Source organism: Luteibacter yeojuensis (assembly GCF_011742875.1).
GTDB lineage: Bacteria > Pseudomonadota > Gammaproteobacteria > Xanthomonadales > Rhodanobacteraceae > Luteibacter > Luteibacter yeojuensis.
Genome location: NZ_JAAQTL010000001.1, coordinates 632,545 through 658,948, shown reverse-complemented (window position 1 = coordinate 658,948; position 26,404 = coordinate 632,545). Strand labels below are relative to the sequence as shown.

Here is a 26,404-nt window from a genome sequence, read left to right as displayed (position 1 = left end):
AGGTTTCCTCGCCGCTGTAGCGGCTCCTACAGCCGGGTTGTGGAGCGAAGGCGGGCGCGGAGCCGGCGCAGGGTGTCGGGCGGCACGTTATCCGGCAGCAGGGCCACATGCCCCGCTCCGCCTCGCCAGCGCAGCCGCAGGAAGACCGCGTTGCCGAAAAATCGCGACGCCGCCAGTTCGGCCGGGACCTCGCGCCCCCGTACGGTGACCGTCCAGAGGCCGGCGGGAGATAACCTCAAGCCCCCGACAGGTGATTGTCGGAATCGCTGCAGGCGCCGCGTGCCGCCCATGGCCACGATCGCCGCCACGGGCCAGCGAACATACCAGGGCAGCGACGTGAGGAAAGGAGCGACAGTTGCGAGGCACAGGATCGCCGCCGCGAAGGCGGTCAGCGTGACGGACGGCCGATAGTCAAAGCCGGTGCCTCGAGCGGATGTCATCGATGATCGCCTGCCAGTCGTCGCGCGGGGCGCGGGCATGGCCCATCACCCAGTCCCAGAGATCGGGATCCTGCACGTCGAGCAGTTCGTCGAATGCCAGCCGTGTGGCTTCGTCGGCGTCGGCGAAGCGCTCGTCGAGCCAGCCACCGAAGAGGCGGTCCAACTCGCGGGTGCCGCGGCGGGTGCGCCAGCGGAGGCGCTTGAGGCGGGCTTCGTCCATTGTGCGAATCGCTCCGACTTCGTGCGGGGCTTCGTGTAGGAGCCGCTATAGCGGCGAGGGAATCTCGAGAAACCGTGGCGAGATTGCTCTCGCCGCTATAGCGGCTCCTACAACGGCGTTTCCGTCAAGACAGCGGCTTGTGCCCCATCAAGGCAACGTCAGGCCGAGCGGCGCTCGACGATCAGCTTCTTGATCTCCGCGATCGCCTTCGCCGGGTTCAGGCCCTTCGGGCAGGTGCGCGCGCAGTTCATGATCGTGTGGCAGCGATAGAGCTTGAACGGATCCTCGAGGTCGTCCAGGCGCGCACCGGTGTCTTCGTCCCGGCTGTCCACGATCCAGCGATACGCCTGGAGCAGGATGGCCGGACCGAGATAGCGGTCGCCGTTCCACCAGTAGCTCGGGCACGAGGTGGAGCAGCAGGCACAGAGGATGCACTCGTAGAGGCCGTCGAGCTTCTTGCGGTCTTCCGGCGACTGCAGGCGCTCCTTGTCGGCCGGTGCCGGGCTCTGCGTGCGCATCCACGGCTTGATCGACGCAAACTGCGCATAGAAATGCGTGAGGTCCGGGACCAGGTCCTTCACCACCGGCATGTGCGGCAGCGGGTAGATGTTGACCGTGCCGCTGCCGCAGTCCTCGATGGCCTTGGTGCACGCCAGCGTGTTCGTGCCGGCGATATTCATGGCGCAGGAACCGCAGATGCCTTCACGGCACGAACGGCGCAGCGAGAGCGTGGAGTCGATCTCGTTCTTGATCTTCAGCAGGGCGTCGAGAACCATCGGACCGCACGTGTCGAGGTCCACCTCGTACGTGTCGGTGCGCGGGTTCTGGCCGTCGTCCGGCGTCCAGCGGTAGACCTTGAAGGTGCGCACGTTCTTTGCGCCCTTCGCCGGGAAATGCTTGCCGGCCTGGATCTTGGAATTCTTGGGTAGCGTGAACTCTGCCACGATGGCCTCTCCGGTCCGGTATCAGTAAACGCGCTTCTTCGGCGGTACGACTTCGACGTCGTCCGTCAGGGTGTACATGTGCACCGGACGGAAGTCGAAGCGGGACTTGCCGGCCTCGTCGATCCACACCAGCGTGTGCTTCTGCCAGTCGTGGTCGTCGCGCTCCGGGAAATCCTCGCGGGCGTGGGCGCCGCGGCTCTCCGGGCGCTGCTCGGCCGAATGCATGGTGGCCACGGCCTGCGCCAGCAGGTTCGACAGCTCCAGCGTCTCGATGAGGTCGGAGTTCCAGACCAGCGAGCGGTCGGCGACCTTCACGTCCTGGAACTTCGTGAAGACCTCGGAGATCTTCTGCGAGCCTTCCTTCAGCGTGTCGCCCGTGCGGAACACCGCGGCGTCGGACTGCATGGTCTTCTGCATCTCGGCACGGATCTGCGCCGTCGGCGTGCCGCCGTCGGCGTGACGGAGCGCGTCGAAACGGCCCAGGATCTTGTCCAGCGCGTTCGCCGGCAGGTCGCTGTGCGGCGTGCCCGGCTTGACGATCTCGGCGCAGCGGTTGGCCACCGCGCGGCCGAACACCACCAGGTCGAGCAGCGAGTTGGAGCCGAGGCGGTTGGCGCCGTGCACCGACACGCAGGCCGCCTCGCCGATCGCGAACAGGCCAGGCACCACGGCGTCGGGGTCGTCGCCGAGCTTGGTGACGACTTCGCCGTGATAGTTGGTGGGGATGCCGCCCATGTTGTAGTGGACGGTCGGCAGCACGGGAATCGGCTCCTTGGTGACGTCGACGCCGGCGAAGATGCGCGCGGATTCGGCGATGCCCGGGAGACGCTCGTGGATGACCTCGGGACCGAGGTGCATCAGGTTCAGGTGGATATGGTCCTTGTTCGGGCCCACGCCGCGGCCTTCGCGGATTTCGATCGTCATCGCGCGGCTGACCACGTCACGCGAGGCAAGATCCTTCGCGTTCGGGGCATAGCGCTCCATGAAGCGCTCGCCCTCGGAGTTCGTGAGATAGCCGCCCTCGCCACGCACGCCCTCGGTGATGAGGCAGCCCGCGCCATAGATGCCCGTCGGGTGGAACTGCACGAACTCCATGTCTTGCAGCGGCAGGCCGGCGCGCAGCACCATGCCGCCGCCGTCGCCCGTGCAGGTATGCGCCGAGGTGGCGCTGAAGTACGCGCGGCCGTAACCGCCCGTCGCCATCACCACGGCATGGCCGCGGAACAGGTGCAGCGTGCCCTCGTTCATGTCGAGCGCGAGCACGCCGACGCACTTGCCTTCCTCGAAGACGAGGTCGATGGCGAAGTATTCGATGAAGAACGTGGCGTCGTGCGCCAGCGCCTGCTGGTAGAGCGTGTGCAGGATGGCGTGGCCGGTACGGTCGGCCGCCGCGCAGGTGCGCTGGGCGGTGCCCTGGCCGTAGTGCGTGGTCATGCCGCCGAACGGACGCTGGTAGATCTTGCCTTCCTCGGTACGCGAGAACGGCACGCCGTAATGTTCCAGCTCGATGATGGCCGGAATGGCTTCGCGGCACATGTACTCGATGGCGTCCTGGTCACCGAGCCAGTCGGAACCCTTGATCGTGTCGTAGAAGTGGAAGCGCCAATCGTCCTCGCCCATGTTGCCGAGCGCGGCGGAAATACCGCCCTGCGCCGCCACGGTGTGCGAGCGGGTCGGGAACACCTTGGTGATGCAGGCGGCCTTGAGGCCCTTCTCGGCCAGGCCGAAGGTGGCGCGAAGGCCCGCGCCGCCGGCGCCGACCACGATCACGTCGTACTTGTGTTGTTGAACCTTGTAGGCTTCCATCGATCAGCTTCCGAGCGCGACGCGCAGCACGGCCAGTACGCCAATAAGCATGGCGAGTACGGCGATGAACTTGATGAGCACCAGCGAGGCCACTTCGAGCCAGCGGGTGTGGACGTAGTCTTCGATCACGACCTGCAGGCCGAGCACCGCATGACGGAACGAGGTGATCAGCAGCGCGGCGAGCAGCACCGCGTTCCAGGGCTTGCCGAGCGTCTCGCGGGCGGTGGCGTAGTCGGAGTGCATCAGGCCGAGCGCGGTGATCACGAACCAGAGGGTGAGGAACACCAGGGCGAGACCGGTGACGCGCTGGACCATCCAGTGGCCGGAGCCTTCCTTCGCCGAGCCCAGGCCGCGTGCGCGGGCGAGCGGGTTGCGCAGATCCTTGCTCATGCGTGACCTCCGGCGAGCACGTACGCCCAGACGGCGACGCTGAGGACGATCGAGACGACGATCGAGAGCCAGCTGTTGCGGACGAACGCGGGAATGGAGTAACCGGCGCCCGTGTCCTGCACCAGGTGACGGATGCCGTTCGCGAGATGGTAGAAGAAGGCCAGCGTCCAGCCGATCAGCACGAGCGTGCCGATGACGCTGCCGGCGCAGTCCTTGAAGGTCGCGAAGGCGTCCGGGCCGGATGCGAGGGCCGCGAGACCCCAGACGAGGAGCAGGCTACCGGCGGCGAGGATGATGCCGGTGACGCGATGCAGGATGGAGGTCACCATCTGCACTTGCCACTTGTAGACCTGGAGATGCGGTGAGAGCGGTCGTCCCGTTTGTGCCATGGCGGCTATCCTGATTGGAATCGCTGGTGCCCGACCGTCTCTCTCGCCTTCCGGTTCTCAGAAGTCGATGCAGCGTCCGTTCTTTTCCCAGTCGCCGTAGCGCGTTGGGTCCAATGGCGCTTTCTCGACCCCTGCTTCGCCGTTCGTGGGGACGACCGGCGTAACGAGCGGCTTCGCCGGAGCGGAATCGTTCGTGCCTTTGGGTTCGGAGGGATTGTCGGACATGGTTATAAAGCCCTGAAAGCGTAATACCTGTGCCACGGCAGCACAACCTTGACGAATGCGCCGGAACTTGCCCCGGAACTCGCGCCAGGCCTTGGGACTGGCCCGACCGGACCGTATATCTTACACCTCCCCGCCTTCTCCCGCCTCCCGCATGCCGAGCACTACCACTCGTACGATCGCCCTCGCCGGCCCCGACGCCGCCGCCTTCGCCAACGCCCAGCTCAGCAGCGACGTGCTCGCCCTGGCCCCCGGCCACTGGCAGTGGAGCGGCTGGCTCGACCCCAAGGGCCGGGTGCGCGCCCTGCTCCAGGTGGCACGCGTCGCCGACGACCGCTTCCTCCTCGTGCCGCGCGGCGGCGACGCCCATGCCTTCGCACAGGATCTGGCGCGCTTCGTCTTCCGCTCCAAGGTGAACATCCAGGTCTCGGACACGTTGCATGCGAGCGACGGCGAAGCATTCGACGAGGGATGCGTGCGCGAGGAAGCGGACGGCACGCTCGTGTTCGGCGAAGGCGATGCGTCGTTGCGCATCGGTGCGCAGGCGGGAAGCGATGCATGGATCGCGCGACACATCGCGAAAGGACAGGCATGGCTCCCCGATACCGCACTAGGCACACTGCTTCCGCCGGCGTTGTCGATGGAGCGACTGGGTGCCGTCGCATTCGACAAGGGTTGCTTCCCCGGACAGGAAATCGCCGCGCGCCTGCACTTCCTCGGCGGTCACAAACGTCATCTGCATGCGGCACGCATCGAAGGCGATATCGCACTCATGGAAGGCCAGGCACTAAGCATTAACGGAAAAGAGGCGGGCATCGTGTTGATGCAGGATCGCATCGGCGAAAAGCCTACGACTCTTGTCGTACTCGACGACACGATGTCGCAGGAGGAAACTCTTGACATCGGCAATGCACGCCTTCATCTCCTTTCGACATTCGCTGCATAACGTGCGCTTCGTCGCAAAAAGTTGTTCACGCGAGTGTGTGAGTCGAAGCTGAACCGAGCAGCCTGCGCACTTGCGCAAATCGGAGGGCGCCACTAGTCTCCGCCGATCCCATTTACGTGGCCGTGGTGTTTCGACACGGTTACACCCGCGACGATCCGTCGAAGATGACGGTTCTGGCGCGACCCGGTCCCCACCGGAGAAGAGCGACGCGCACCTCGAATCTGCGCGAGCCAACACCCTATACCGGACGGCTCCGGACAGCCGCCCAGTGCAGTCACAGTGTGTGACGCCCGAGTCATCCGTGTTCATCGATTCATCGGATGCCATCGGTTGGTCCAGGTAGTAACGGCCTGCCCGCCCGTCTACCGCTCATACGTCTCCCATGGCTTTCCAGCCGCAAGTGACGGAAAAGCTCGTTGGAGGCAGAAACACATGAAACTCTCCGCTTTGCTCTGGATGGCGTCCGTCCTCCCGAGCCACCTCGCCGACCAGACGTGCCTGGCGACGACGGTATATCTCGAGGCACGCAGCGAACCCACCATCGGCCAGTACGCGGTGGCGGAAGTCGCCCTCAGGCGCCGCGATCGCGGCATGGGCGGCAACAACGTGTGCGACGTCGTCAAGGCGCCGCGCCAGTTCGCCATCACCACCACGCCGAAGGATTTCGAGGTCAACGATCTCGTCGCGTGGACGAAGGCATGGAAGATCGCCGGCGACTCCCTGAACAACTGGAGCCTGCCGAAGAGCGAACGCCTCGTCTATGTTCCGCAGGCCGATCATTTCGCCACCGTCGCGGTCGCACCGAGCTGGTCCGCCAGCAGGGTCGTTCGCAAGATCGGGGAACACGCGTTCTACGCCGTCAACTGACGCGCGCTACAACTTGCGGGGAGAAGGGATCCAGGCGGGCAGCTTGGGATCTCCGGGAAAAAGGGGCCCTCGGACGAGGGTCTTTTTTTGTGCATAAAAAAGCCCGCTTGCGCGGGCTTTCGAGTCCCCGGGCTCCCGCCTTCGCAGGAGCCCGGCGCCTTCTCGCGCACCTCGGCGTTTAGACGTCTTTACGTCTTAACGCCGATACACCTTAACGCCGATACACCCGATCCCCACGCACCTCGACGTAATCGCCGCGACGCAATTGCGGATCCTCCCGCTGCGTCACCGTGGCCCAGCGGCCGTCGTCCAGGCGAACGCGTACGCGGAACGCCACGTCGTTGGCACCGTTGCGCTTGCCGACCTGGTTGCCGACGACGCCACCCACCACGGCGCCGCCCACGGTCGCCGCGGAACGGCCATCGCCCTTGCCGATGGTGTTGCCGAGGAGGCCGCCGGCGACGGCACCGATCACGGCGCCCAACGGGGAAGAACCCTTCTCCACGTACACCTGCTCGACGTCGTCCACCACGCCGCACTGGGCGCATCCTCGCGGCGCGCTGGAATAAGCGACATTATCGTCGCGGTACACCCGCCGCGGCTGCTCGTAGCACGCCGTCAGCGACAGCGTGGCGAGGGCGGCGGCGACGAGACCGAGTTTGCGAACCATGCTGTGCATGGACAGTCCTCCCTAGGGGTTCAGTCGATCAACGGGCGTCCGACACCACCGAGACGCCTTCCTGCACTTCCACGCGATCGCCCGGGTCATGGTCCATGCGGACCGAGCGCGTCACGCCGTTGTATTCGTAGCGAACGTCGTAGGCCACGATCTTGTCGCCCCCGCTGCCGGGCACGGTGCTGCACTTGCGCACCGTGCTCGTCACCGTGTTGGTCTCCTGGCGCCGCTGCTGGATCTCGTGGCCGGCGTAGCCGCCGCCCACCGCACCGGCCACCGTCGCCAGCGTGCGGCCCTTGCCGCCGCCGATCTGGTTGCCCAGCAGACCGCCCGCCACGGCACCGATGGCCGTACCGGCGATCTGGTGCTGGTCCTTCACCGGGGCCCGGTGGGTCACGACCTCGTCGTGGCATTCGCGCCGTGGCGCCGTGGCCGCCTCACGGACGGGGTCCACGCTCACCACGCGTGCATATTTCGGACCGGCGGGCTCCGACGCGGTCGGCGGCGGCGCCACCGGCTCCGCGGCGGGAGCGGCTGCCGAAGCGGGCGTATTGGCCACGTCGGCGTTCGCATCGCGGTTGCAGGCGGAAAGGCCAAATACCAAAGCCGCGCCCAAACCGGCGTTCAGGACGGAAATCTTCAACCTGCTCATACCCAAATCTCCACTGTGGATCGGCGGCCCCCGGCCGCCTCGATCCCATTTGACAGTCGTTAAACTGAACGACACCTTAGACTCTTGCCGACCTTCATCCAGGCATCACACTTACATGCTCGATCTCGTCGACACCCACGCACACCTTGACGACCGCTCGTTCGACGGCGATCGCGGCGATATGTTCGGGCGCTCCGCCGAGGCCGGCGTGCGGCGCTGGATCGTACCGGCGATCGACCGCGGGAACTGGGAGAAGGTCGAGCTTTTGGCCACGTCGCGCGCGGGAGTCTCGGCCGCCTTCGGCCTGCACCCCCTCTTCCTGGACCATCATCGCGACGAGCACCTGGACGAACTGCCCGGGTGGCTGGAGCACCGCGGGGCGGTGGCCGTGGGCGAGATCGGACTCGATTTCCACGTGGAAGGACTGGACCCGCAACGCCAGCGCGACCTGTTCGTGCGCCAGCTGCGCATCGCCAGGGAACACGACCTGCCCGTGATCGTGCATGCGCGGCGCGCGTTCGAGGAAGTAATTCACACCCTGCGCCGCATCGGCGGCCTGCGCGGCGTGGTTCATAGCTTCTCCGGCAGCGAGGAGCAGGCCCGGCAGCTGTTCGACCTCGGCTTCCACATCGGCATCGGCGGACCAGTGACCTACGAACGCGCGCACCGGATTCACCGTGTCGTGACGGACATGCCGCTGGAATGGCTGCTGCTGGAGACCGATGCACCCGACCAGCCCTGCTCCCGCCATCGCGGAGAACGCAACGAGCCGGCCTACATGCGCGACGTGCTGAGCGCCGTGGCGCGGCTGCGCGGCGAATCCGAGGAACACGTCGCCATGCGGACGACCGCCAACGCCATCGCCCTCTTCAAGCTGTGAACATCGGCACTAGCGGTTGCGGGGAGATCCTTGCTAGCCTGATAGTTCACCAGCGAACTATTAGCCAGCGAAATGTCGAAACTCAAGCCGCACGTCGAGGCCATGTACGAAGGCGTCGGCCGCGTAGCCCAACGCACACCCGAGATGCCGGTGTCCGAGGTGCTCCTCGTCCGGATGCTGATGATGACGGCGGGCGCGCTGCTGCGCAGTTTCGAGAGCAAGCTGAAGCCCTATGGCCTGAACGACAGCGACTTCCGCACGCTGATGATGCTTTACAGCAGCGAGGACGGTACCGCGAGCCCCGGCGAACTGTGCTCCCTCGCGGAGCAGAAGCCGACGAACATGACGCGGATCGCCAACGCGCTCGCCAAGCGCGACCTGATCTCCCGCGCGCACGCCACGCATGACCGGCGCCAGGTGGTGCTGCGCATCACGCCCGCCGGACGGCGCTTCGTCACCAAGATGCTTCCTCCCCTGTTCCCGCCGCTGATCGAATCGTTCGCCTGCTTCAATGCGAACGAACGGAAGACCTTCGAGCGACTGCTGAAGAAACTCGCCCTGCACATCGACCCGCTGGTCGACCCGGACGTTTCCCCATGACACCTATACCGCTCCGTCCCGCCCTGCTCGCCTGCGCGGTCGCCGCGCTGTTGGCCGCCTGCCACGTACCGGCGAAGATCGACCGGCCGGCCCTGCGCGACGACGCGCCGCTCGCCGGGGTCTCGACGACCCGGCGCGCGGGCTGGCCGGCCGCCGACTGGTGGCGCGTGTACGGCGATCCGCAACTCGACTCGCTGATGGACATGGCGCTGCGCGGCGCACCCGACCTGGCACAGGCCCGTGCCCGCGTTTCCTCCGCCGAACAGAACATCCTCGTCGCGGCGGCACAGGCCGGCCTGCGCGTGGACGGCAGCGCCCAGGTCACCCGCCAGCGCATGAGCGAGCACGGCCTCATCCCGTCGCAGTTCCTCGGTTTTACCTGGTACAACCAGGCCGACCTCGGCATCCAGGTCCGCTACGACTTCGACTGGTGGGGCAAGAAGCGCTACACGATCGAATCCGCCATCGACAGCGCGCGTGCGGCGGAAGCCGAACGTTCGGCAGCGTCGCTCGGCATCCAGGCCATGGTGGCCGATACGTATTTCGGCTGGCTCGCCGACGAGGCGCGCATCGCGCTCGCGGACACACTCGTCGCCGCGCGCGAACGCGCGCTGCGCATCGCCGAGCTGCGCGTGAAGCAGGGCGTGGACGTGCCGGACACGGCGCAACAGGCACGCGCCGAACTGGCCGGCGCCCGTCAGCAGCGCGTGGCGCTGCAAGGCTCGGCGGCTATCCGTCGCGCATCGATCGCGACCCTGGTCGGCGTCTCGCCGGCGGAACTCCCCGCGCTCGCGCCGCGCGCCCTGCCGGACGTGACGCCGGGGCTGCCCTCCGACGCCGGCACCGATCTCATGGCGCGTCGCCCCGACATCGCCGCCAGCCGCTGGCAGGTGGAAGCCGCGCTGCGCCGGACGGACGCCGCGCGCGCGCAGTTCTTCCCGGATGTGAGCCTGAGCGCCATGGCCGGCCTCTCGAGCATCGACATGGACAAGGTGTTCTCCGCCGACAGCCGCGTGTTCTCGCTCGCCCCGGCGATCCACCTCCCGATCTTCGAAGGCGGTGCGCTGGAAGCGAACCACGGGGTGAGCCGCGCCCAGCTCGACGCCGCCGTGGCGCAATACAACGCCACCGTGGCCGCCGCGGCGCGCGACGTGGCCACGCAGGCGCTGGGCGCGCAGCAGCTCGCCAGCCGCCGTACCCAGCAGGCCGCCCAGGTCGACGCGGCCAACGCCCTGCTGGCGAGTGCCCGCGCCCGCGCCGCACGCGGCGTGCGCGACGACCGCGAATCGCTGGCGACGGAAGCCGCGCTGATCCAGCAGCAGGACATGGACGCCCAGTTGCACGCGCAGGCGCTGTCCACCGACGTGGCCCTCATCAAGGCGCTCGGCGGCGGTTACCGCGCCGAGTCCATCGAATCTTCCTCCCCATCGAGCACCGACGGAGCCATGAGCCCATGAGCGCCTCTCCCAACGATACGCAGCGCGACCAGGACGACGGCGGCAACGCCCCGAAGGACAAGCGCAAGCGTGGCCGCGCGCTCCTCATCGCGCTGGTCGTCTTCGTCCTCGCCGCCCTTGTCTGGTTCCTGCTCTGGCTGTTCGTGTTCTCCAAGCGGGAGACGACCGACGACGCGTATGTCGGCGGCAACCAGGTGGGCATCTCGGCGCAGGTGCCGGGTATCGTCGTGGGCGTGTATGCCGACGACACGCAGCGCGTGAATGCCGGACAGGTGCTGGTGCGCCTCGATCCGACCGACGCCGACGTGGCGCTGCGCAAGGCCGGCAGCGCGCTCGCCCAGGCGGTGCGCCAGGTGCGCCAGCAGACGCAGTCGGCGGCCGGCGCGGACGCGGCGCTCGTCGCCCGCCGGCAGGACCTGAAGCGTGCACAGGACGACTTGAAGCGCCGCCTTCCGCTGCTCGCCGAGAAGGCCGTCGCGCCCGAGGAAGTGCAGCACGCACGCGACGCCGTCACCAGCGCGCAGTCCGCGCTGGACGCGGCGCAGCGCCAGGCCGACGCGGCCCGCGCGCTCGTCGACGGCAGCGATGTCGAAGGCAATCCCGCCGTGGCGCAGGCGCGCGCCAACTTCCGCCAGGCCTGGATCGCCGCGCAGCGCAACGCCATCGTCGCGCCGATCGACGGCTACGTCGCCCAGCGCGGCGTGCAGGTGGGCAACAGCGTGCAGCCCGGCCAGCAGTTGATGACCGTGGTACCGCTCCGCGACCTCTGGGTGGATGCCAACTTCAAGGAAGGCCAGCTGCGCCACGTGCGCATCGGCCAGCCCGCCAAGGTCGAATCCGACATCTACGGCGGCGACGTCGAATACCACGGCAAGGTGATCGGCCTGGGTGCCGGCACCGGCAGCGCGTTCTCGCTGCTCCCGGCGCAGAACGCCACAGGCAACTGGATCAAGGTGGTGCAGCGCGTGCCCGTGCGCATCGCACTCGATCCGAAGGACCTGGACAAGCATCCGCTGCGCATCGGCCTGTCGACCAAGGTCACCGTGGACATCACGGACGACAAGGGCGACGTGCTCGCGCCGCAACCGTCCACCGTGCCGGTCGCGCAGACCCGCGTGTATGAGGACGTGGCCGCCAAGGCCGACGCGGCCGCAGACGACATCGTACGCGCCAACCTCGGAGCCAACGCGCCTTGAGCGACGACACCGCCCTCCCCGACGCCCCCGCCAACGGCGGACCGAAGCCGCTGCACGGCGGCCCCCTGGTCCTGCTGACGATCGCCGTCGCGTTCTCCACCTTCATGGAGATCCTCGACATGACCATCGTCAACGTCGCGGTGCCGCACATTGCCGGCAGCCTTGGCGTGAGCGCGAGCGAGGGCACCTGGGCGATCAGCTCGTACGCGCTGGCCAGCGCGATCATGCAGCCGCTCACCGGCTGGCTGGCCAAGCGCTTCGGCGAGGTGCGGACCTTCTGCGCCTCGGTGGGCCTGTTCGTGGCCTTCTCGATGCTCTGCGGCCTCGCCTCGAACATGCCGATGCTGGTGATCTTCCGTCTCCTGCAAGGCGCCGGCTCGGGGCCGATGGTGGCCTTGTCGCTGTCGCTGCTGCTGGCGAGCTATCCGAAGACGAAGCAAGGCATCGCCCTGGCGATGTGGGCGATGACGGTCGTGGTCGCGCCCATCTTCGGCCCAATCCTCGGCGGCTACCTCACCGACAATTTCTCCTGGCCGTGGATTTTCTACATCAACGTACCGGTAGGTGCGGCCGCCGGCATCGTCACCTGGAGCATCCTGCATCGCCGCGAGACGAAGATCGTGAAGGCGCCGATCGACACAGTGGGCCTCGGGCTGCTGGTGGTCGGCGTGGGCAGCCTGCAATTCATGCTCGACAACGGCAACGACCACGACTGGTTCGCTTCCCCGATGATCCTCACGCTGGGGCTCATCGCCCTTGTCGCGCTGGTGTTCCTCGTGATCTGGGAACTCACCGCGAAGCATCCGGTGGTGGACCTCTCGCTCTTCGCGCGGCGCAATTTCGCCATCGGCGTCACGGCGCTGTCGCTGGGCATGCTCGCCTTCTTCGGCATCAACGTGGTGTTCCCGCTGTGGTTGCAGACCACGCTGGGTTACACGGCGACATGGGCCGGCCTCGCCACCGCGCCGGTGGGCATTCTCGCCTTCATCGTCTCGCCCTTCATCGGCAAGAACATCCAACGGCTGGAACTGCGCGCCGTGGTGACCTTCGCGTTCATCGTGTTCGCCTTCACCTCGTTCTGGTTCGCGGGCTTCAACAGTGCCGCGTCGTTCCCCGCGCTCGTGCTGCCGCGTTTCATCATGGGCATCGCCATCGCCTGCTTCTTCATCCCGCTCAACCAGATCTTCCTTTCCGGCCTCAATCCGGACCAGATCGCGGGGGCTTCGGGCCTGGCGAACTTCTGCCGCACGCTGGCCTCGAGCGTGTCGACCGCCATCACCGTCACCCTGTGGCAGCACCGTACCGACTCGCACCATGCCTCGCTCACGGAGTACGTGACCCACGCGTCGCCGGCCACGACGGCATTCACCCAGAAGCTGACCGCGCTGGGTATCCAGGGCAAGCCGGCGCTGGGGGTCATGGACCAGCTCGTGACGCGCGAGGCGGCAACGCTGGCGGTGAACGACGTTTTCTGGGGCTGCGCGATCCTCTTCCTGTCGCTCATTCCCATCCTCTGGTTCGCCAGGCCGCCGTTCGGCAACGCGGGGGGTGCGGCCGCACATTAAGCGGACGTTACCTAAATCGATCCAAATACCAGTTGTGAATTCCGAAAACGATTACCGTGACTTAGGACAACTGGTGCGGCGCAATACGTCGTGGTAGTTTTCGCCGCATGGCACAAACCCTACGCATCATTAAGAAGTATCCGAACCGTCGTCTTTATGACACGGAAATCTCGAGTTACATCACGCTGGAAGAGGTTCGCCAGCTGGTGCTCGACGGGGAAACTTTCGAGGTTCGCGACGCGAAGTCCGGTGAAGACCTGACTCGATCGGTCCTGCTCCAGATCATCGCGGAGCACGAGGAACACGGCCAGCCGATGCTTTCGCCGCAGCTGCTCTCGCACATCATCCGTTTCTACGGAGACTCGCTGCAGGGCTTCATGGGGCCCTACCTGGAACGGAGCCTGCAGGTGTTCCTGGACCAGCAGCAACAGTTCCGCAACCAGCTGAACAGCCTGATGGGGCAGACGCCCTGGTCCATGCTCAACGAGATGACCGAGCGCAACCTCGACGTCTGGAAGTCGATGCAGCGCGGTTTCCTCGATGCCGCCACCGCCAAGCCGGCCGAGCCCGTGCGACCCGCATCGCGCACCGGAAAGAAGGCCGGCTGAGCCCGGTTTCGACACGCTTGCCTGTGGCGGCGCTGCGGCGCACGATGCGCTGCCCCGCAATAATCGCGTCCGGACGAAGGTGGCCATGCCCCGTAACGACATCGCCGTGGTCGGCGCCGGATTGGTCGGCGCCCTGGTCGCCACCCTGCTGACCCAGCGCGGTTTCCGCGTCACCGTTTACGAAAAGCGCTCCGACCCGCGGAAAGCGGGCTTCGCCGGGGGACGCTCGATCAACCTGGCGCTGGCCGAGCGCGGCCTGCACGCCTTGCGCGCCACCGGGCTGGCCGACCGGGTACTCGAACAGGCCGTCATGATGCGCGGACGCATGGTCCACGATCCGGCGGGCCACAGCGGCCTCCAGCGCTACGGCGTGGACGATTCCGAAGTGATCTGGTCGGTGTCCCGCGGCGGCCTCAATACCCTCATGCTGGATGCCGCCGAGGCCGCCGGCGCGACGGTCCATTTCGACCAGGGGCTCGTCGGTGCGGACCTCGAAGCCGGCACGCTGCGGTTGCGCGACGCCGACGGCAGCGAACGCACGGTCGACGCGCCGGTGGCGATCGGCGCCGACGGCGCGGGCTCGGCCCTGCGTGCAGCCATGCACCTGCATTCGCCGCTGGGCGAACGCGTGGAGGAGCTCGGGCACGGATACAAGGAACTCGAGATCCCGCCGGGCAAGGATTCGTCCGCGCCGTTCGCCATCGAGCGCAATGCCCTGCATATCTGGCCGCGCGGCCATTACATGTGCATCGCACTGCCGAACCGCGAAGGCAGCTTCACCGTCACGCTGTTCCTGCCGAACGACGGCCCGCACCCGAGCTTCCGCACCATCGCGGGTACCGGTGCCGCCGAAGCGTTCTTCCGCACCGATTTCCCCGATGCCCTCGCCCTCATGCCGGATTTCGCCGCCGACTGGGCCGCTCATCCCGTGGGAACGCTGGGTACCCTCTACCTGGACCGCTGGCACATCGGTGGCCGTGCGCTGCTGATCGGCGACGCCGCGCATGCGATGGTGCCCTTCCACGGACAGGGCATGAACTGCGGCTTCGAAGACGCCGCCGAACTGGCCGAACTGTTCGCGGCGCAGCCGGACGATGCCGCCGCGGTGTTCGCCGCGTTCGAGGCGAAGCGCAAGCCGAATGCCGACGCCATCGCGCAGATGGCGCTGGAAAACTACGTGGAGATGCGCGATTCGGTCGCCGACCCGCACTACCTGCGCAAGCGCGAACTCGGCGCCCTGCTGGCGGAGCGCTCGCCGATGCATTACCTGCCACGCTACCGCATGGTCACCTTCACCCACCTGCCGTATGCGTACGCGCTGGAGCGCGGCCGCGCGCAGGATGTGCTTCTGGAGCAGTTGCTGAAGGGACATGATTCGGTGGGCTCGGTGGATCTGGATGCCGCGGTGCGCACGCTGGAAGCCACTCTGCCGCCCTTGCCGCTCTGATCCTGTAGGAGCCGCTATAGCGGCGAGGGGAAGTTGCCGTGTCGCGTCGTCGCTCCGTTTGCTCCTCGCCGCTATAGCGGCTCCTACAGGGGCGTGACCGCGACATGGACAACGGCGGCCCGGGCCGCAACAATCGCGGAATGATTTCTCCCGCCCCACCCCTGCTCGAAGCCCATGCCCTCAGCTTCCTGCGCCAGGACGAACCGGTGTTCGGCCCCCTGGATTTCGCCCTGCATCCGGGAGAGATCGCGCTGGTCGAAGGCGACAACGGCAGCGGGAAGACCACGCTGATGCGCGTGCTCACCGGCATGCTGCGCCCCGGCGAGGGCGAGGTGCGGCTGGACGGTGCCGCGTTCTCGCTCGACACCATGGCCGGCGCGGTGGTCTTCCTCGGCCACCACCTGGGCCTGAAGCTGGACCTTTCCGCCCGCGAGAACCTGCGGGTGAGCACGGGACTCTACGGACAGCGCGCCGGAACCGATGAGGTTTCGGCGCTGGCGGAAGTGGGCCTGGCCGGCTTCGAGGACGAACCCGTGCGCCGCCTCTCCGCCGGCCAGAAGAAACGCGCCGCACTGGCCCGTCTGCTGCTGGTGCCGGCGCGCGTATGGCTGCTGGACGAGCCCTACGCCAACCTCGACCGCGAAGGCATCGCCTTGGTGAACCGCCTGCTCGATGGCCACGCCGCACGCGGCGGCGCGGCGCTGGTCACCAGCCACGGCGCGGTAAGCTTCGCGGGCGGCGAGCCCCGGCGCATCCGGTTGCACGCATGACCCCCGGCAGCATGTCCGCCGCCTGCGCCGCCCTGCTGCGGCGCGACCTGACCCTGGCCTGGCGACGCCGCGGCGACATCGCCATGCCGGTGCTCTACGCGCTCATCGTCGCCACGCTGTTTCCTTTTGCGCTCGGCCCCGAACCCACCCTGCTCGCCCGTATCGCCGGCGGCGTGGTGTTCGTGACGGTGCTGCTGGCCGTGCTGCTCTCGCTGGACCACCTGTTCCGCGCCGACATCGAGGACGGCTCGATGGAACAGCTGATGCTCGCGCCGCAGCCGCTGGCCCTGCTGGTGGGTATGAAGATCCTCGCCCACTGGATCACCTCGTCGCTGCCGCTGATCGTGGTGGCGCCCCTGCTGGCCGGCATGCTCAAGCTCCCTACGGCCGCGACGCCAGTACTGGTGATCGCGCTGGTTCTTGCGACGCCCCTGCTGAGCCTGCTCGGCGCGGTGCTGGTCGCGCTGACGGCGGGGTCCAGGCGCTCTGGTATGCTTCTCGCGCTCATGTTGCTGCCGTTGTGCGTGCCGGTCGTGATTTTCGCCGCCGGAGCCGTGGCCGCCGCGCAGGAAGGGCTGCCGTGGATCGCGCCGATCGCCTGGCTGGGTGCCGGCCTCGTCATGGCGCTGGTTCTCGCGCCGCTGGCCTGCGCCGCCGCGCTGCGCATCGCCATGGACACATGAATGCACACAACCGTGCGGCCCGAGAGGGGCACACACGGTGTTTGAACGAACCTGCGACGAGGATCGATGGCTAACTGGGTTCCGCTCTGGCTTCACCGCCTCGGCTCGCCGCCGGTGTTCTACCGTTTCGCCGGTGCCGTCCGGCCCTGGGCACTGGGCCTTGCGCTCGTGCTGGGCGCCGTGGCGCTTTACGGCGGCCTGTTCGTCGCGCCCGCCGATTACCAGCAGGGCGATGCCTATCGCATCATCTTCCTCCACGTGCCCAGCGCGTGGATGAGCCTGTTCATCTACGGCGCCATGACCGTGGCCGCCTTCGTCGGCCTGGTCTGGCGGATCAAGATCGCCGAAGTGGTGGCGATGGAATCCGCACCGGTCGGCGCCGCGTTCACCTTCATCACGCTGGTCACCGGCTCGCTGTGGGGCAAGCCGATGTGGGGCACCTGGTGGACCTGGGACGCGCGGCTCACCTCCGAGCTGGTGCTGCTCTTCATCTACCTCGGCGTGATCGGTCTTTATCACTCGTTCGAGGATCGCCGGCAGGGCGCGCGTGCGGCATCCTTCCTTGTCCTGGTCGGCGCGGTGAACGTGCCGATCGTGCATTTCTCCGTGAACTGGTGGAACACGCTCCACCAGGGGTCCACGGTGCGCCTCCTTGGCCCATCGCACATCGAGGCCAGCATGCTCTGGCCGCTCCTGACCATGATGGCCGCCACGAAGCTCTATTACATCGCCAGCCTGTTCGCCCGCGTGCGCGCCGACCTGATCGCCTCCGAAGGCGGCAAGGGCTGGGTGCGCGAGCTGCTCGCCGGCCGCGAAGGGAGCGGGAGCGACAGCGCATGAGCCAGTCCCTCGCCATGGGTGCCTACGGCTTCTACGTGTGGTCCGCCGTGGCCGTCTTCTTCATCGTCCTCCTGATCGACACGCTGGCGCCGTTGGCCCGGCGCCGCCGCAACCTGCGCGACCTCCGCGCACGCATCGCGCGCCAGGAAAACCGCCGCCGGCCGGGAACCCCTCCAAGCAATGAATCCAACGCGTAAACGCCGCCTCGCCATCGTGATCTCGGTCGTCGCCGCCGCCATCGTCGCGGTCGGCCTCATTGTGTTCGCCCTGCAGCGGAACATGAATTACCTCTTCACCCCCAGCCAGGTGCAGGAAGGCCAGGCCGCCCAGTACGCCACCTTCCGCCTCGGCGGCATGGTGAAGGCCGGCTCGATCCAGCGCGCCGCCGACACCCTGAAGGTGAGCTTCATCGTCGTGGACGACGCGGGAGCGATGCCGGTGGAATACACGGGCATCCTTCCCGACCTGTTCCGCGACAACCAGTCCGTGATCGCGACGGGACGCATGGACAGCGGCCGCTTCATCGCGAGCGAAGTGCTGGCGAAGCACGACGAGAACTACATGCCGAAGGAACTCAAGGACGCCATGGCGAAGGCGCACGAGAACCGCAAGATCGACGACAAGGCCATGAAGGATCCGGCGAAATGATCCCCGAGCTTGGCCAGTTCGCCCTCGTCCTCGCGCTGATCCTCGCGCTCGCGCAGGGCGTCCTGCCGATCGTCGGCGCCTGGCGCGGCAACGCCGCGCTGGTCGCGATGGCCCGCCCCACCGCCGCGGGCCAGGGCGTGTTCGTGTTCGCCGCCATGGCGATCCTCGTCTACGCCTTCCTCAGCTACGATTTCTCCGTGGCCTACGTGGCCGACAATTCGAACCTCGCACTGCCCTGGTATTACCGTGTCACAGCCGTATGGGGCGCGCACGAGGGCTCGATGCTGTTGTGGGTGTTCATCCTCAACGTCTGGTCGCTGGCGCTGGCCGCCTTCAGCCGCCATCTGCCGGACGTCTTCGTCGCCCGCGTGCTCGGCGTGCTGGGTCTCATTGGCGTGGGTTTCCTCGCCTTCATCCTGTTCACCTCGAACCCGTTCCTGCGCGAGCTGCCGATGCCGGCCGACGGCGGCGACCTCAACCCGGTGCTGCAAGACCCGGGCATGACCTTCCACCCGCCCGTACTCTACATGGGCTATGTGGGCTTCTCGGTGGCATTCGCGTTTTCCATCGCCGCCCTGCTCGGCGGCGGCATGGAACAGGCCTGGGTGCGCTGGGCGCGTCCGTGGACCAATGTGGCATGGGCGTTCCTCACGCTCGGCATCGTCGCCGGCAGCTGGTGGGCGTACGCGGAACTGGGCTGGGGCGGCTGGTGGTTCTGGGATCCGGTGGAGAACGCCTCGTTCATGCCGTGGCTGGTCGGTGTCGCGTTGATCCACGCGCAGGCTGTTACCGAGAAGCGCGGCTCGCTGCCGGCGTGGACCGTGCTGCTTTCGCTGTTCGCCTTCTCGCTTTCCCTGCTCGGCACGTTCCTCGTGCGTTCCGGCGTGCTCACCTCCGTGCATGCCTTCGCCTCCGATCCGCGTCGCGGCCTGTACATCCTCGGCTTTCTCGTGATCGTGATCGGCGGCTCGCTGCTGCTCTACGCGATCCGCGCACCGAAGGTGGCCACCGGCAAGCCGTTCGCGCCGATGTCGCGCGAGACGGGCATCATGATCGCGAACCTGTTGTTCACGACGGCGGCGGCCATGGTGCTCCTCGGCACGCTGTTCCCGCTGATCGGCGATGCGCTGAACCTCGGCCGCGTCTCGGTCGGCCCGCCCTACTTCGGTTTCCTCTTCGTGCTGTTGATGGCGCCCGCGGTCCTGTTGCTGCCGTTCGGACCGTACCTGCGCTGGGGTCGCGCGGAAGGGCGCCAGCTCACCTCGATGGCCTTGCGTGCCGGTGTCGCGGCGATCGTCTGCGCCATCGCCGCCGCCTTCTTCGCCCAGGGCCACCTGCGCGCCATCGCCGGCGTGGCCGGCGCCGTGTGGGTCGGCGTCGGCACGCTGGCCTATGTGGTCAAGCGCTGGCGCGAGATGCCGCGCGGGCGCCGCTTCCCGGCGGAAATGGGCGGCATGCTGATCGCCCATGCCGGCGTCGCGATCTTCCTCATCGGCGTGATGCTCTCCGAATCGCTGAGCGTGGAGCGCGACGTGCGCCTCGCGCCGGGCCAGGTGGAATCCATCGGCGGTTACGACTTCCGTTTCGATGGCGTGGAGGAAACGGAGGGCCCGAACTGGCGCGCCGACGAAGGCATCGTCACCATCCTGCGCAACGGCGAAACCGTCGGCACGATGCACCCGCAGAAGCGGACGTATTCGCGCGGCCAGGTGCAGACCGAATCGGCCATCGACGCCGGCCTCTTCCGCGACATCTACGTGGCGTTGGGCGAACCCATGGACGCCAACGACGTCGGCGGCGCCTGGGCCGTGCGCCTCTACCACAAGCCCTTCGTGCGCTGGATCTGGCTGGGCGGCCTGTTCATGATGGCGGGCGGATTCCTCGCCGCGTGCGAGCGCCGGTTCCGCGCGAAGAAGGTGGCCGCCGAAGCGGCCGCGAAGCGCCCCATCGCCGCGGAGGAATCGCCCGCATGAGCCGCCTGTTGCCCCTCTTCGCTTTCCTCGTCCTGGTGGGCCTGTTCGGCTTCGGTATCTGGTGGAACACGCGGCACGACCAGCACGAGATCGTCTCGCCGCTGATCGACAAGCCGGCACCGGCCTTCGCCCTGCCCGTGCTCGGCGAGCCTTCGCGCACGGTCGACAAGGCCTCGCTGCTCGGCAAGCCGTATTTCCTCAACGTGTTCGCCAGCTGGTGCATCGAGTGCGTGCACGAGCATCCGATCCTGATGACGGAGATGAAGCAGCTGGGACTGCCGCTCGTCGGCTTCAACTACAAGGACGATCCGCAGGCGGCCACCGCGTGGCTGGCCGACCACGGCAATCCCTTCGATGTGATCGTCGCGGACCGCGACGGACGCACCGGCATCGACTTCGGCGTCTACGCCGCGCCGGAGACTTTCCTCGTGGATGCGAAGGGCGTGATCCGCTACAAGCGCATCGGCCCCATCACGCCCGAGGTGCTCGACACGGAAATCCGGCCCGCCGTGGCCGCGCTGGCGAAGGAAGCGCCATGAGATCCCGCGCCCTGCTCTGGCTGGCCCTGTGCCTGTTGCCGGCGCTGGCCGTCGCCCAGGCGATCCAGCCGCTGCCGTTCCGCAACCGTGCGGAGGAAGTGCGCTTCCAGAAGCTGAGCGCCGAACTGCGCTGCCCCATGTGCCAGAACGAAACCCTGGCCGACTCCAACGCGCCCATCGCACACGACCTGCGCCGGCAAGTGTTCGAGATGATCCAGGCGGGCAAGAGCGACGAGGAGATCAAGGCCTTCCTCGTGGCTCGTTATTCGCAGTTCGTGCTGTACAAGCCGCCGGTCGAACCGTCGACCTGGCTGCTGTGGTTCGGTCCGGCGGTGCTGCTGGTCGCCGGCGGCATCGTCGTCGCGATCCAGGTGCGCCGCCGCGCCCGCCAGGCCCCGGCATCCGCGCCGGCGAACGATACCGAGGACGACTGGTGACTCTCGCTTTCTATCTCGTCGCGGGGGCGATGCTCGCCCTCGCGCTCGCCCTGCTGCTCGTCCCGCTCGTCCGCCAGGGGCGCCGTCACGGCCGTTCGCGCGCCATCTTCGCGCTGATCGTCGCCATCGCCGTGGTCGTGCCGCTCGGCAGTGCCGGCATCTACCTGCTGGTCGGCACGCCGTCGACGCTTGGCGGTGTGGAACCGCCGAAGGAGATGACCGTCGGCGAAGCCATCGACCAATTGCTGGCGCGCGTGAAGGAGCACCCGGACGACGCCGAGGCCTGGGTGCTGCTCGGCAAGACCTACGCCATGCTCAAGCAACCCGCCGATGCGCTCAGCGCGTACGACCATGCGTTGAAGGCCGATCCCAGGAACGTCGCCGCCATGGTCGGCTGGGCCGAATCCGATTCGCTGGTGCGACCCGATCATCGCATCGTCGGACGCGGCTACGATCTGCTCCAGGGCGCCCTCGCGATCGAACCCGACAGCCAGCGTACGCTGTGGCTGCTGGGCATCGCGCAGTTCCAGCAGGAACGCTACACCGACGCCGCCGCCACCTGGCGCAAGTTGCAGCCACTGCTCGACCCGGACTCCAACGTGGCGCATGCGGTCGCCGAGCAGATCGCCCTTGCCGAGAAGCGCGCCGGAGCGGGACAACCCGACAGCGCACGTGGCACCATCGACGGCAAACCCTGAAGGACTCCCGCATGGGCGACGCGCGCCGCTACCACCCGCTTTCCTCGCCGTTCCGCATGAAGCGCGGCGGCGAACTGCATGGCGCGCGCGTGGCCTACGAAACCTGGGGCACGCTCGCGCCCGCGCGCGACAACGCCATCCTGATCCTCACCGGACTCTCGCCGAGCGCGCACGCCGCGGCGAACGCCGAGGATCCGACGCCGGGCTGGTGGGAAGCCATGATTGGCCCGGGCCGGGCGTTCGATACCGACCGTTTCTTCGTCGTCTGCGTGAATTCGCTGGGCAGCGACAAGGGTTCCACCTGTGCCGCCTCCATCGACCCGGCCACGGGCACGCCGTATCGCCTGACCTTCCCGGAGCTGTCGCTCGAAGACGTCGCTAACGCCGCCTACGAGGCCGTGACCGACGGTCTCGGTATCATGCGGCTCGCCTGCCTCGTCGGCTGCTCCATGGGTGGCATGAGCGCGCTGGCGTACATGCTGCTGCACCCCGGCAGTGTGCGCACGCACATCAGCGTCGATACCGCGCCGCAGGCGCAGCCGTTCGCCATCGCCATCCGCTCCCTTCAGCGCGAGGCCATCCGCCTCGATCCGCACTGGCACGGTGGCCAGTACGACGGCGACGAATGGCCGGAACACGGGATGAGCATCGCGCGCAAGCTCGGCGTGATCACCTACCGCTCGGCGATGGAATGGAACGGCCGCTTCGCACGCATCCGCCTCGATTCCGACGAGCGCGACGGAAGCTCGCCCTTTGGCTTCGAGTTCCAGGTCGAGTCGTACCTCGAAGGCCACGCACGCCGCTTCAACCGCCAGTTCGACCCGAACAGCTACCTCTACCTCTCGCGTGCAAGCGACTGGTTCGACGTGGCGGAATACGGCGATGGCGACGTGATGCGCGGCCTGGCACGCATCCATGTCGACGAGGCGCTGGTGATCGGCGTCAGCACCGACATCCTGTTTCCGTTGGAGCAGCAGGAAACCATCGCGAAGGGCCTGGGAGCCGCGGGTGCCCGCGTGGACTTCGTGGCGCTCGATTCGCCACAGGGGCACGATGCCTTCCTTGTCGACATCGAGAACTACAGCCGGGCCATCGGTGGGTTTCTCGGCAAGATTCGATAGCACCTTCGCTCCGAATCGTCTTAGCCACCCAACAGGCCGAACCCGTGGCTGCGTTCGCGTCCCATGACCGCGAGACGCGGTCAGCACGCCGTTCCGGCAATAAAGTGTTGCCGTCGCCATCCACGTCTCAGAGCATGCCTGCGTGCAGTACGCATAAGCCAAGCAGGAAGGTATGTTCGATGAATCACGCAGAAGGAAAAGCACACGCCGATCAGCTCCGGACGGCCCAGCATGAAGTGTGGGCGACGCAGCTCCAGAGCTTGCGCCGCCATCTTCCCGACATGCAGGCTAGCCGGGAGGCCATCGCACACGGCCTGGAAAACCTGCAGGCGGTGCCGGGCAACGCCGCCCGCCTCTACGGATCGTGCGCGCTGGATGCCCTGGCCGACATGCACGCGACGATCATGCTCGCACTGGAACAAGGACGCGACGCGAGCGCCAGGGCGCTCGCGCGGGACGCCATCGGCATGGCCGTGAACGCCGCCTACGTGCTCGACGAACCGGGCGACGAAGGCGTGACGTCCGCGCTGCACTCGCACCTCTACGCCCAGCGCAAGCGATTCACCGCATGGCAATCCGCGGAGCCGGGCGACGAACAGGTCGCCCGGGACCTGGAATCCCTCATCGTCGGCTGCCGCATGTCGATCTGGTACGCCCTCGCTCCCGGGTGGCGGACCGTCTCGGCGCGCGCACACGCCGTGGACCTGGGCACCTGGGTGGACCCCGCGCTGGCCGCGGCGTCCAGCACCGAGCAGGATGTGGCGCAGGACATCCTGAACGTCCTTCAATGCCTCGGCGAGCCACCGGCCGCACGCCAGGCGGCGCAGGTCTACCGGAAGGCGCGCGCCGCGTCGGACGCCCTCTACCTCGAAGCCGTGGCGCTGCGCCTCTACGGCTGCGCCCTGCACCGGATGGCGCTGTCCCTCGGGGACCCGTCGGCGGCGGCCGTGGCGGAAGCCGCCATCCAGCGGATGGACGGCGTCCTCGCCGACCACCGGCGGCTCGCCGAGACGCACCGGAACGACCGGACCGCCTACATTGCCTCCTTCGGCCCCTTCAACGATGCCCTCAGTAGCCGCACGTCGCCGCGACTGAGGAGACGCCGGGCCTGAATGCACGCCTCGTTCAAGGCGGGGACCGCCGGTTTGCTATGATTGGGGGCGACCGGCGTCCCCTACGCCCACGCATGCAGAGGTTCCACCCATGATCACGGTCGACTTCCCGGGCAGCCGCAGGCTCATCGAAGCCATCGACGCCTCGGTCACCCAGCCGAGCACCCCGGCCATCACCGACAACCTGCGCAATGCGCTGTGCCGGCTGATCCGTTCGCAGGAAGTCGAGCTACCCCGGTGCGTGTTCGAGACCGCGGGCGACCATTACGCTCGCCGCGAGCTCTACCGCAGCGACGAGCACGGCTACAGCGTGGTCGCCATGACCTGGGGGCCGGGCCAGGGCACCCTGATTCACGACCATTGCGGCATGTGGTGCGTCGAGGGCGTCTGGAACGGCGCGCTGGAGATCGTCCAGTACGAACTGCTCGACCAGGAAGCCGAGCGCTACCACTTCCGCCCGGTGGGCTCGATCCAGGCCGGCCCCGGCTCCGCCGGCAGCCTGATTCCGCCCCACGAGTACCACACCATCCGCAACCCCAGCGAAGACGCCGTGGCGGTCAGCCTGCACATTTATTCGGGCCGCATGACGCAGTGCGCCGTGTTCAATCCCGAAGGCGACGACTGGTACCACCGCACCGAACGCCAGTTGGGCCTCGACCGGGTGCATTGAATCCCGCATAATCGCCTTCCCATGCCGAAATGGCGGAACCGGTAGACGCGGCGGACTCAAAATCCGTTTGTAGAGATACAGTGTGGGTTCGAGTCCCACTTTCGGCACCAAGGACTTAGCGAACTTTTCGGTTAACGGATTTTTCCGCAATTACCGAACTGTTCCGCAATTCTGTCCACTGACGCCAACGGCGTTGCTTCGCCTGCCCCACCCTGCGCTATGATCCCCCTGCCGGGCTAGCACAGGGGCTGCCCGACGCAACAGGGGAAAATCAAATGCGCCCATCATGGATTGTTGCCGCTTGCGCGGTCGCGGCTCTTTCTGGCTGTGCCACCGACACGACGCAGCGTGACCGTGACGTCTCCCAGTGCGCGTACGGGGTCGTCGTCCCGCACAACATCACGCGCCAGGCCGACCGTCGGCGATATATCGATGAATCGGTGGCGGGATGCCTGAAGGCCAAGGGGTACGCCGACGTCGCTCAGGACTCTGGCGCGGCGCCCTAGGATCGGTCGTCCGAGCCTTTCGGCTTGCGGGGTGCCCATGCCGGGTCGGCTTTCTTCGCCTTCTCCGGCGCCCGCGGCTCCAGCGTGCGGGCAGCTGCCCAGCGTTCAATGAAACGCTTCGCCTGCCGCTCGGAGGCCGCCCTGCTCTCGATCGCGCGCTCGGGATTCCCGTCCGGGTAGAGGCTCACCCGCCATAGGTCGCAGTTGGCAAGCTCTCGAACCATGACGAAGGGCACGCCGTTCTCCGCCGCACCGTACTGCTGCGGCACAGGGGCACCCATGAGGACGGGTCGGGGAAGCCAGGTGACGGTGCTCATGCCGCGGACGATACCGCCGGCGAGTCTCAGAAATGTGGACGGCGTGAGGGTGGAGCGGGAGGTTTCCCCAGTAACCCGCCAGCCGGCCTACAGATCGATGGGTTCGACCAGCTCGGGACCCTTGTTCTTCGGGGAACCGACGGCTTTGGTCACGGGGTGGTAGACGAGATCCGCCTCGGGACCCTTGGCAAGCACGCCCCGGGCATCCGCCGGCGGCGCCTCGCACCACACCGACCATAGATCCGGCGGCAGGATGACCGGCTGCCGGTCGTGGATGTCGCCGGAGACCTTTCCAGGCTCGCCGGTGATCACGGTGTAGGTGTGCACCCATTCGGAATCTGGCGATTCCCTCCAGCCCTCCCATAGCCCGGCGAACATGAGCAGGTCGCCCGCGGGGTCGTGGATGAAGTATGGTTGCTTGTTGGGCGACTCGCCCTTCCATTCGAAGTAGCCGCTCGCCGGCACCAGGCAGCGGCGCTTCTTGAACGCCTCGCGAAACGAAGGCTTCGTGGCCACCGTGTCAGCGCGGGCGTTGATGGTCTTCGCCCCGAACTTCAGATCCTTCGACCAATGCGGCACCAGCCCCCAGCGGTAGGCACGGACGTGGTAGCCGCCGTCGCCATACAGGACCACCGGCGCCTTCTGGGTCGGCGCCACGTTGTACTGCGGCTCGCGCTGGTTGATCTCGCTGCTGATGTCCAGCTCGAGCTGGTCCAGCACCTCGCGAGCCTCACGGCTCAGGCTGACGGGTCCGAAGGTGGCGTAGCGGCCGCACATGGCCGCAG

Annotated in this window: 32 protein-coding genes and 1 tRNA gene; 22 read left to right on the top strand and 11 right to left on the bottom strand. The window is 67.3% G+C overall.

The window, feature by feature from the left end; genetic code table 11:
* Positions 1 to 26: 26 nt before the first annotated feature.
* The 7 genes from HBF32_RS03065 to HBF32_RS03035 all read right to left on the bottom strand — a co-directional run bounded on the left by HBF32_RS03065 (position 27) and on the right by HBF32_RS03035 (position 4,414).
* Complete coding sequence (locus HBF32_RS03065; RefSeq protein ID WP_166698156.1) at positions 27 to 440, bottom strand: protein YgfX; 414 nt, start codon at positions 438 to 440, stop codon at positions 27 to 29.
* Positions 412 to 660, bottom strand: coding sequence for an FAD assembly factor SdhE (locus HBF32_RS03060; protein ID WP_166698155.1), 249 nt, complete (start codon positions 658 to 660; stop codon positions 412 to 414). Before HBF32_RS03060 ends, HBF32_RS03065 begins: the two co-directional genes overlap by 29 nt.
* 158 nt (positions 661 to 818) lie before the next feature.
* Positions 819 to 1,604 (bottom strand): succinate dehydrogenase iron-sulfur subunit, encoded by a 786-nt coding sequence (locus HBF32_RS03055; RefSeq protein WP_166698154.1) that lies wholly within the window; start codon positions 1,602 to 1,604, stop codon positions 819 to 821.
* A gap of 21 nt (positions 1,605 to 1,625) precedes the next feature.
* The gene (gene sdhA / locus HBF32_RS03050; protein WP_166698153.1) at positions 1,626 to 3,410 is read right to left on the bottom strand and encodes a succinate dehydrogenase flavoprotein subunit; all 1,785 of its coding nucleotides are present in this window, start codon (positions 3,408 to 3,410) and stop codon (positions 1,626 to 1,628) included.
* A gap of 3 nt (positions 3,411 to 3,413) precedes the next feature.
* Positions 3,414 to 3,800 (bottom strand): succinate dehydrogenase, hydrophobic membrane anchor protein, encoded by a 387-nt coding sequence (gene sdhD / locus HBF32_RS03045; RefSeq protein ID WP_166698152.1) that lies wholly within the window; start codon positions 3,798 to 3,800, stop codon positions 3,414 to 3,416.
* Positions 3,797 to 4,189 (bottom strand): succinate dehydrogenase, cytochrome b556 subunit, encoded by a 393-nt coding sequence (gene sdhC / locus HBF32_RS03040; RefSeq protein WP_166698151.1) that lies wholly within the window; start codon positions 4,187 to 4,189, stop codon positions 3,797 to 3,799. Before sdhC ends, sdhD begins: the two co-directional genes overlap by 4 nt.
* 57 nt (positions 4,190 to 4,246) lie before the next feature.
* Positions 4,247 to 4,414, bottom strand: a complete 168-nt coding sequence (locus HBF32_RS03035; RefSeq protein WP_166700408.1) for a DUF1674 domain-containing protein — start codon at positions 4,412 to 4,414, stop codon at positions 4,247 to 4,249.
* Positions 4,415 to 4,565: 151 nt separating this feature from the next.
* Between HBF32_RS03035 and ygfZ the strand changes: the two genes are divergently transcribed.
* Together ygfZ and HBF32_RS03025 are read left to right on the top strand one after the other, a co-directional pair.
* Positions 4,566 to 5,357 (top strand): CAF17-like 4Fe-4S cluster assembly/insertion protein YgfZ, encoded by a 792-nt coding sequence (gene ygfZ, locus HBF32_RS03030; RefSeq protein WP_166698150.1) that lies wholly within the window; start codon positions 4,566 to 4,568, stop codon positions 5,355 to 5,357.
* Between the two features lie 432 nt (positions 5,358 to 5,789).
* A complete protein-coding gene (locus tag HBF32_RS03025; RefSeq protein ID WP_166698149.1) occupies positions 5,790 to 6,224 on the top strand; it encodes a cell wall hydrolase in 435 nt (144 codons plus the stop codon).
* Between the two features lie 211 nt (positions 6,225 to 6,435).
* On the opposite strand, the gene HBF32_RS03020 is transcribed toward HBF32_RS03025, so the two are convergent.
* The gene (locus tag HBF32_RS03020; protein ID WP_166698148.1) at positions 6,436 to 6,903 is read right to left on the bottom strand and encodes an outer membrane lipoprotein; all 468 of its coding nucleotides are present in this window, start codon (positions 6,901 to 6,903) and stop codon (positions 6,436 to 6,438) included.
* Positions 6,904 to 6,931: 28 nt separating this feature from the next.
* On the bottom strand, positions 6,932 to 7,552 hold the full coding sequence (locus tag HBF32_RS03015; RefSeq protein WP_166698147.1) for a glycine zipper 2TM domain-containing protein: 621 nt from the start codon (positions 7,550 to 7,552) through the stop codon (positions 6,932 to 6,934).
* A 115-nt stretch (positions 7,553 to 7,667) separates the two neighbouring features.
* Here HBF32_RS03015 and HBF32_RS03010 point away from each other — a divergent pair, with 115 nt between their 5' ends.
* The 20 genes from HBF32_RS03010 (at position 7,668) to HBF32_RS02915 (ending at position 24,906) form a co-directional block, all read left to right on the top strand.
* Complete coding sequence (locus HBF32_RS03010; protein WP_166698146.1) at positions 7,668 to 8,432, top strand: TatD family hydrolase; 765 nt, start codon at positions 7,668 to 7,670, stop codon at positions 8,430 to 8,432.
* A gap of 72 nt (positions 8,433 to 8,504) precedes the next feature.
* The gene (locus HBF32_RS03005; RefSeq protein ID WP_166698145.1) at positions 8,505 to 9,032 is read left to right on the top strand and encodes a MarR family transcriptional regulator; all 528 of its coding nucleotides are present in this window, start codon (positions 8,505 to 8,507) and stop codon (positions 9,030 to 9,032) included.
* On the top strand, positions 9,029 to 10,489 hold the full coding sequence (locus tag HBF32_RS03000; RefSeq protein ID WP_166698144.1) for an efflux transporter outer membrane subunit: 1,461 nt from the start codon (positions 9,029 to 9,031) through the stop codon (positions 10,487 to 10,489). The genes HBF32_RS03005 and HBF32_RS03000 overlap by 4 nt, the downstream gene beginning before the upstream one ends.
* Positions 10,486 to 11,685 (top strand): HlyD/EmrA/EmrK family protein, encoded by a 1,200-nt coding sequence (locus tag HBF32_RS02995; protein WP_166698143.1) that lies wholly within the window; start codon positions 10,486 to 10,488, stop codon positions 11,683 to 11,685. The genes HBF32_RS03000 and HBF32_RS02995 overlap by 4 nt, the downstream gene beginning before the upstream one ends.
* Positions 11,682 to 13,250: a DHA2 family efflux MFS transporter permease subunit gene (locus HBF32_RS02990; RefSeq protein ID WP_166698142.1), complete on the top strand. Its 1,569-nt coding sequence runs from the start codon at positions 11,682 to 11,684 to the stop codon at positions 13,248 to 13,250. Before HBF32_RS02995 ends, HBF32_RS02990 begins: the two co-directional genes overlap by 4 nt.
* A 107-nt stretch (positions 13,251 to 13,357) precedes the next feature.
* Complete coding sequence (gene phaR / locus HBF32_RS02985) at positions 13,358 to 13,858, top strand: polyhydroxyalkanoate synthesis repressor PhaR (protein ID WP_166698141.1); 501 nt, start codon at positions 13,358 to 13,360, stop codon at positions 13,856 to 13,858.
* A gap of 85 nt (positions 13,859 to 13,943) precedes the next feature.
* Positions 13,944 to 15,305, top strand: a complete 1,362-nt coding sequence (locus tag HBF32_RS02980; protein ID WP_166698140.1) for an FAD-dependent oxidoreductase — start codon at positions 13,944 to 13,946, stop codon at positions 15,303 to 15,305.
* Positions 15,306 to 15,445: 140 nt separating this feature from the next.
* Positions 15,446 to 16,075 carry a cytochrome c biogenesis heme-transporting ATPase CcmA gene (gene ccmA, locus HBF32_RS02975; protein ID WP_166698139.1) on the top strand — a complete coding sequence of 210 codons (630 nt, stop codon included), beginning with the start codon at positions 15,446 to 15,448 and terminating at the stop codon, positions 16,073 to 16,075.
* Positions 16,072 to 16,758, top strand: coding sequence for a heme exporter protein CcmB (ccmB, locus tag HBF32_RS02970; RefSeq protein WP_166698138.1), 687 nt, complete (start codon positions 16,072 to 16,074; stop codon positions 16,756 to 16,758). Before ccmA ends, ccmB begins: the two co-directional genes overlap by 4 nt.
* Positions 16,759 to 16,824: 66 nt before the next feature.
* The gene (locus tag HBF32_RS02965) at positions 16,825 to 17,598 is read left to right on the top strand and encodes a heme ABC transporter permease (protein WP_166698137.1); all 774 of its coding nucleotides are present in this window, start codon (positions 16,825 to 16,827) and stop codon (positions 17,596 to 17,598) included.
* The gene (gene ccmD, locus HBF32_RS02960; protein WP_166698136.1) at positions 17,595 to 17,795 is read left to right on the top strand and encodes a heme exporter protein CcmD; all 201 of its coding nucleotides are present in this window, start codon (positions 17,595 to 17,597) and stop codon (positions 17,793 to 17,795) included. The genes HBF32_RS02965 and ccmD overlap by 4 nt, the downstream gene beginning before the upstream one ends.
* A complete protein-coding gene (gene ccmE / locus HBF32_RS02955; RefSeq protein WP_166698135.1) occupies positions 17,779 to 18,246 on the top strand; it encodes a cytochrome c maturation protein CcmE in 468 nt (155 codons plus the stop codon). Before ccmD ends, ccmE begins: the two co-directional genes overlap by 17 nt.
* A complete protein-coding gene (locus HBF32_RS02950) occupies positions 18,243 to 20,219 on the top strand; it encodes a heme lyase CcmF/NrfE family subunit (RefSeq protein ID WP_166698134.1) in 1,977 nt (658 codons plus the stop codon). The genes ccmE and HBF32_RS02950 overlap by 4 nt, the downstream gene beginning before the upstream one ends.
* Entirely contained in the window at positions 20,216 to 20,758 is a 543-nt protein-coding gene (locus HBF32_RS02945; RefSeq protein ID WP_166698133.1) for a DsbE family thiol:disulfide interchange protein, read from the top strand. The genes HBF32_RS02950 and HBF32_RS02945 overlap by 4 nt, the downstream gene beginning before the upstream one ends.
* The gene (locus tag HBF32_RS02940) at positions 20,755 to 21,195 is read left to right on the top strand and encodes a cytochrome c-type biogenesis protein (RefSeq protein ID WP_166698132.1); all 441 of its coding nucleotides are present in this window, start codon (positions 20,755 to 20,757) and stop codon (positions 21,193 to 21,195) included. Before HBF32_RS02945 ends, HBF32_RS02940 begins: the two co-directional genes overlap by 4 nt.
* Positions 21,192 to 21,893 carry a TPR domain-containing protein gene (locus tag HBF32_RS02935; RefSeq protein ID WP_166698131.1) on the top strand — a complete coding sequence of 234 codons (702 nt, stop codon included), beginning with the start codon at positions 21,192 to 21,194 and terminating at the stop codon, positions 21,891 to 21,893. Before HBF32_RS02940 ends, HBF32_RS02935 begins: the two co-directional genes overlap by 4 nt.
* Before the next feature lie 11 nt (positions 21,894 to 21,904).
* Positions 21,905 to 23,014 (top strand): homoserine O-acetyltransferase MetX, encoded by a 1,110-nt coding sequence (metX, locus tag HBF32_RS02930; protein WP_166698130.1) that lies wholly within the window; start codon positions 21,905 to 21,907, stop codon positions 23,012 to 23,014.
* Between the two features lie 179 nt (positions 23,015 to 23,193).
* Complete coding sequence (locus tag HBF32_RS02925; RefSeq protein WP_166698129.1) at positions 23,194 to 24,126, top strand: hypothetical protein; 933 nt, start codon at positions 23,194 to 23,196, stop codon at positions 24,124 to 24,126.
* Between the two features lie 91 nt (positions 24,127 to 24,217).
* Complete coding sequence (locus HBF32_RS02920; protein ID WP_166698128.1) at positions 24,218 to 24,796, top strand: cysteine dioxygenase family protein; 579 nt, start codon at positions 24,218 to 24,220, stop codon at positions 24,794 to 24,796.
* Between the two features lie 23 nt (positions 24,797 to 24,819).
* Positions 24,820 to 24,906: transfer RNA gene (locus HBF32_RS02915), tRNA-Leu, on the top strand.
* Between the two features lie 392 nt (positions 24,907 to 25,298).
* On the opposite strand, the gene HBF32_RS02910 is transcribed toward HBF32_RS02915, so the two are convergent.
* Together HBF32_RS02910 and HBF32_RS02905 are read right to left on the bottom strand one after the other, a co-directional pair.
* On the bottom strand, positions 25,299 to 25,619 hold the full coding sequence (locus HBF32_RS02910) for a hypothetical protein (protein ID WP_166698127.1): 321 nt from the start codon (positions 25,617 to 25,619) through the stop codon (positions 25,299 to 25,301).
* 87 nt (positions 25,620 to 25,706) lie between these two features.
* Entirely contained in the window at positions 25,707 to 26,396 is a 690-nt protein-coding gene (locus HBF32_RS02905) for an SOS response-associated peptidase (protein WP_166698126.1), read from the bottom strand.
* Positions 26,397 to 26,404 lie beyond the last annotated feature (8 nt).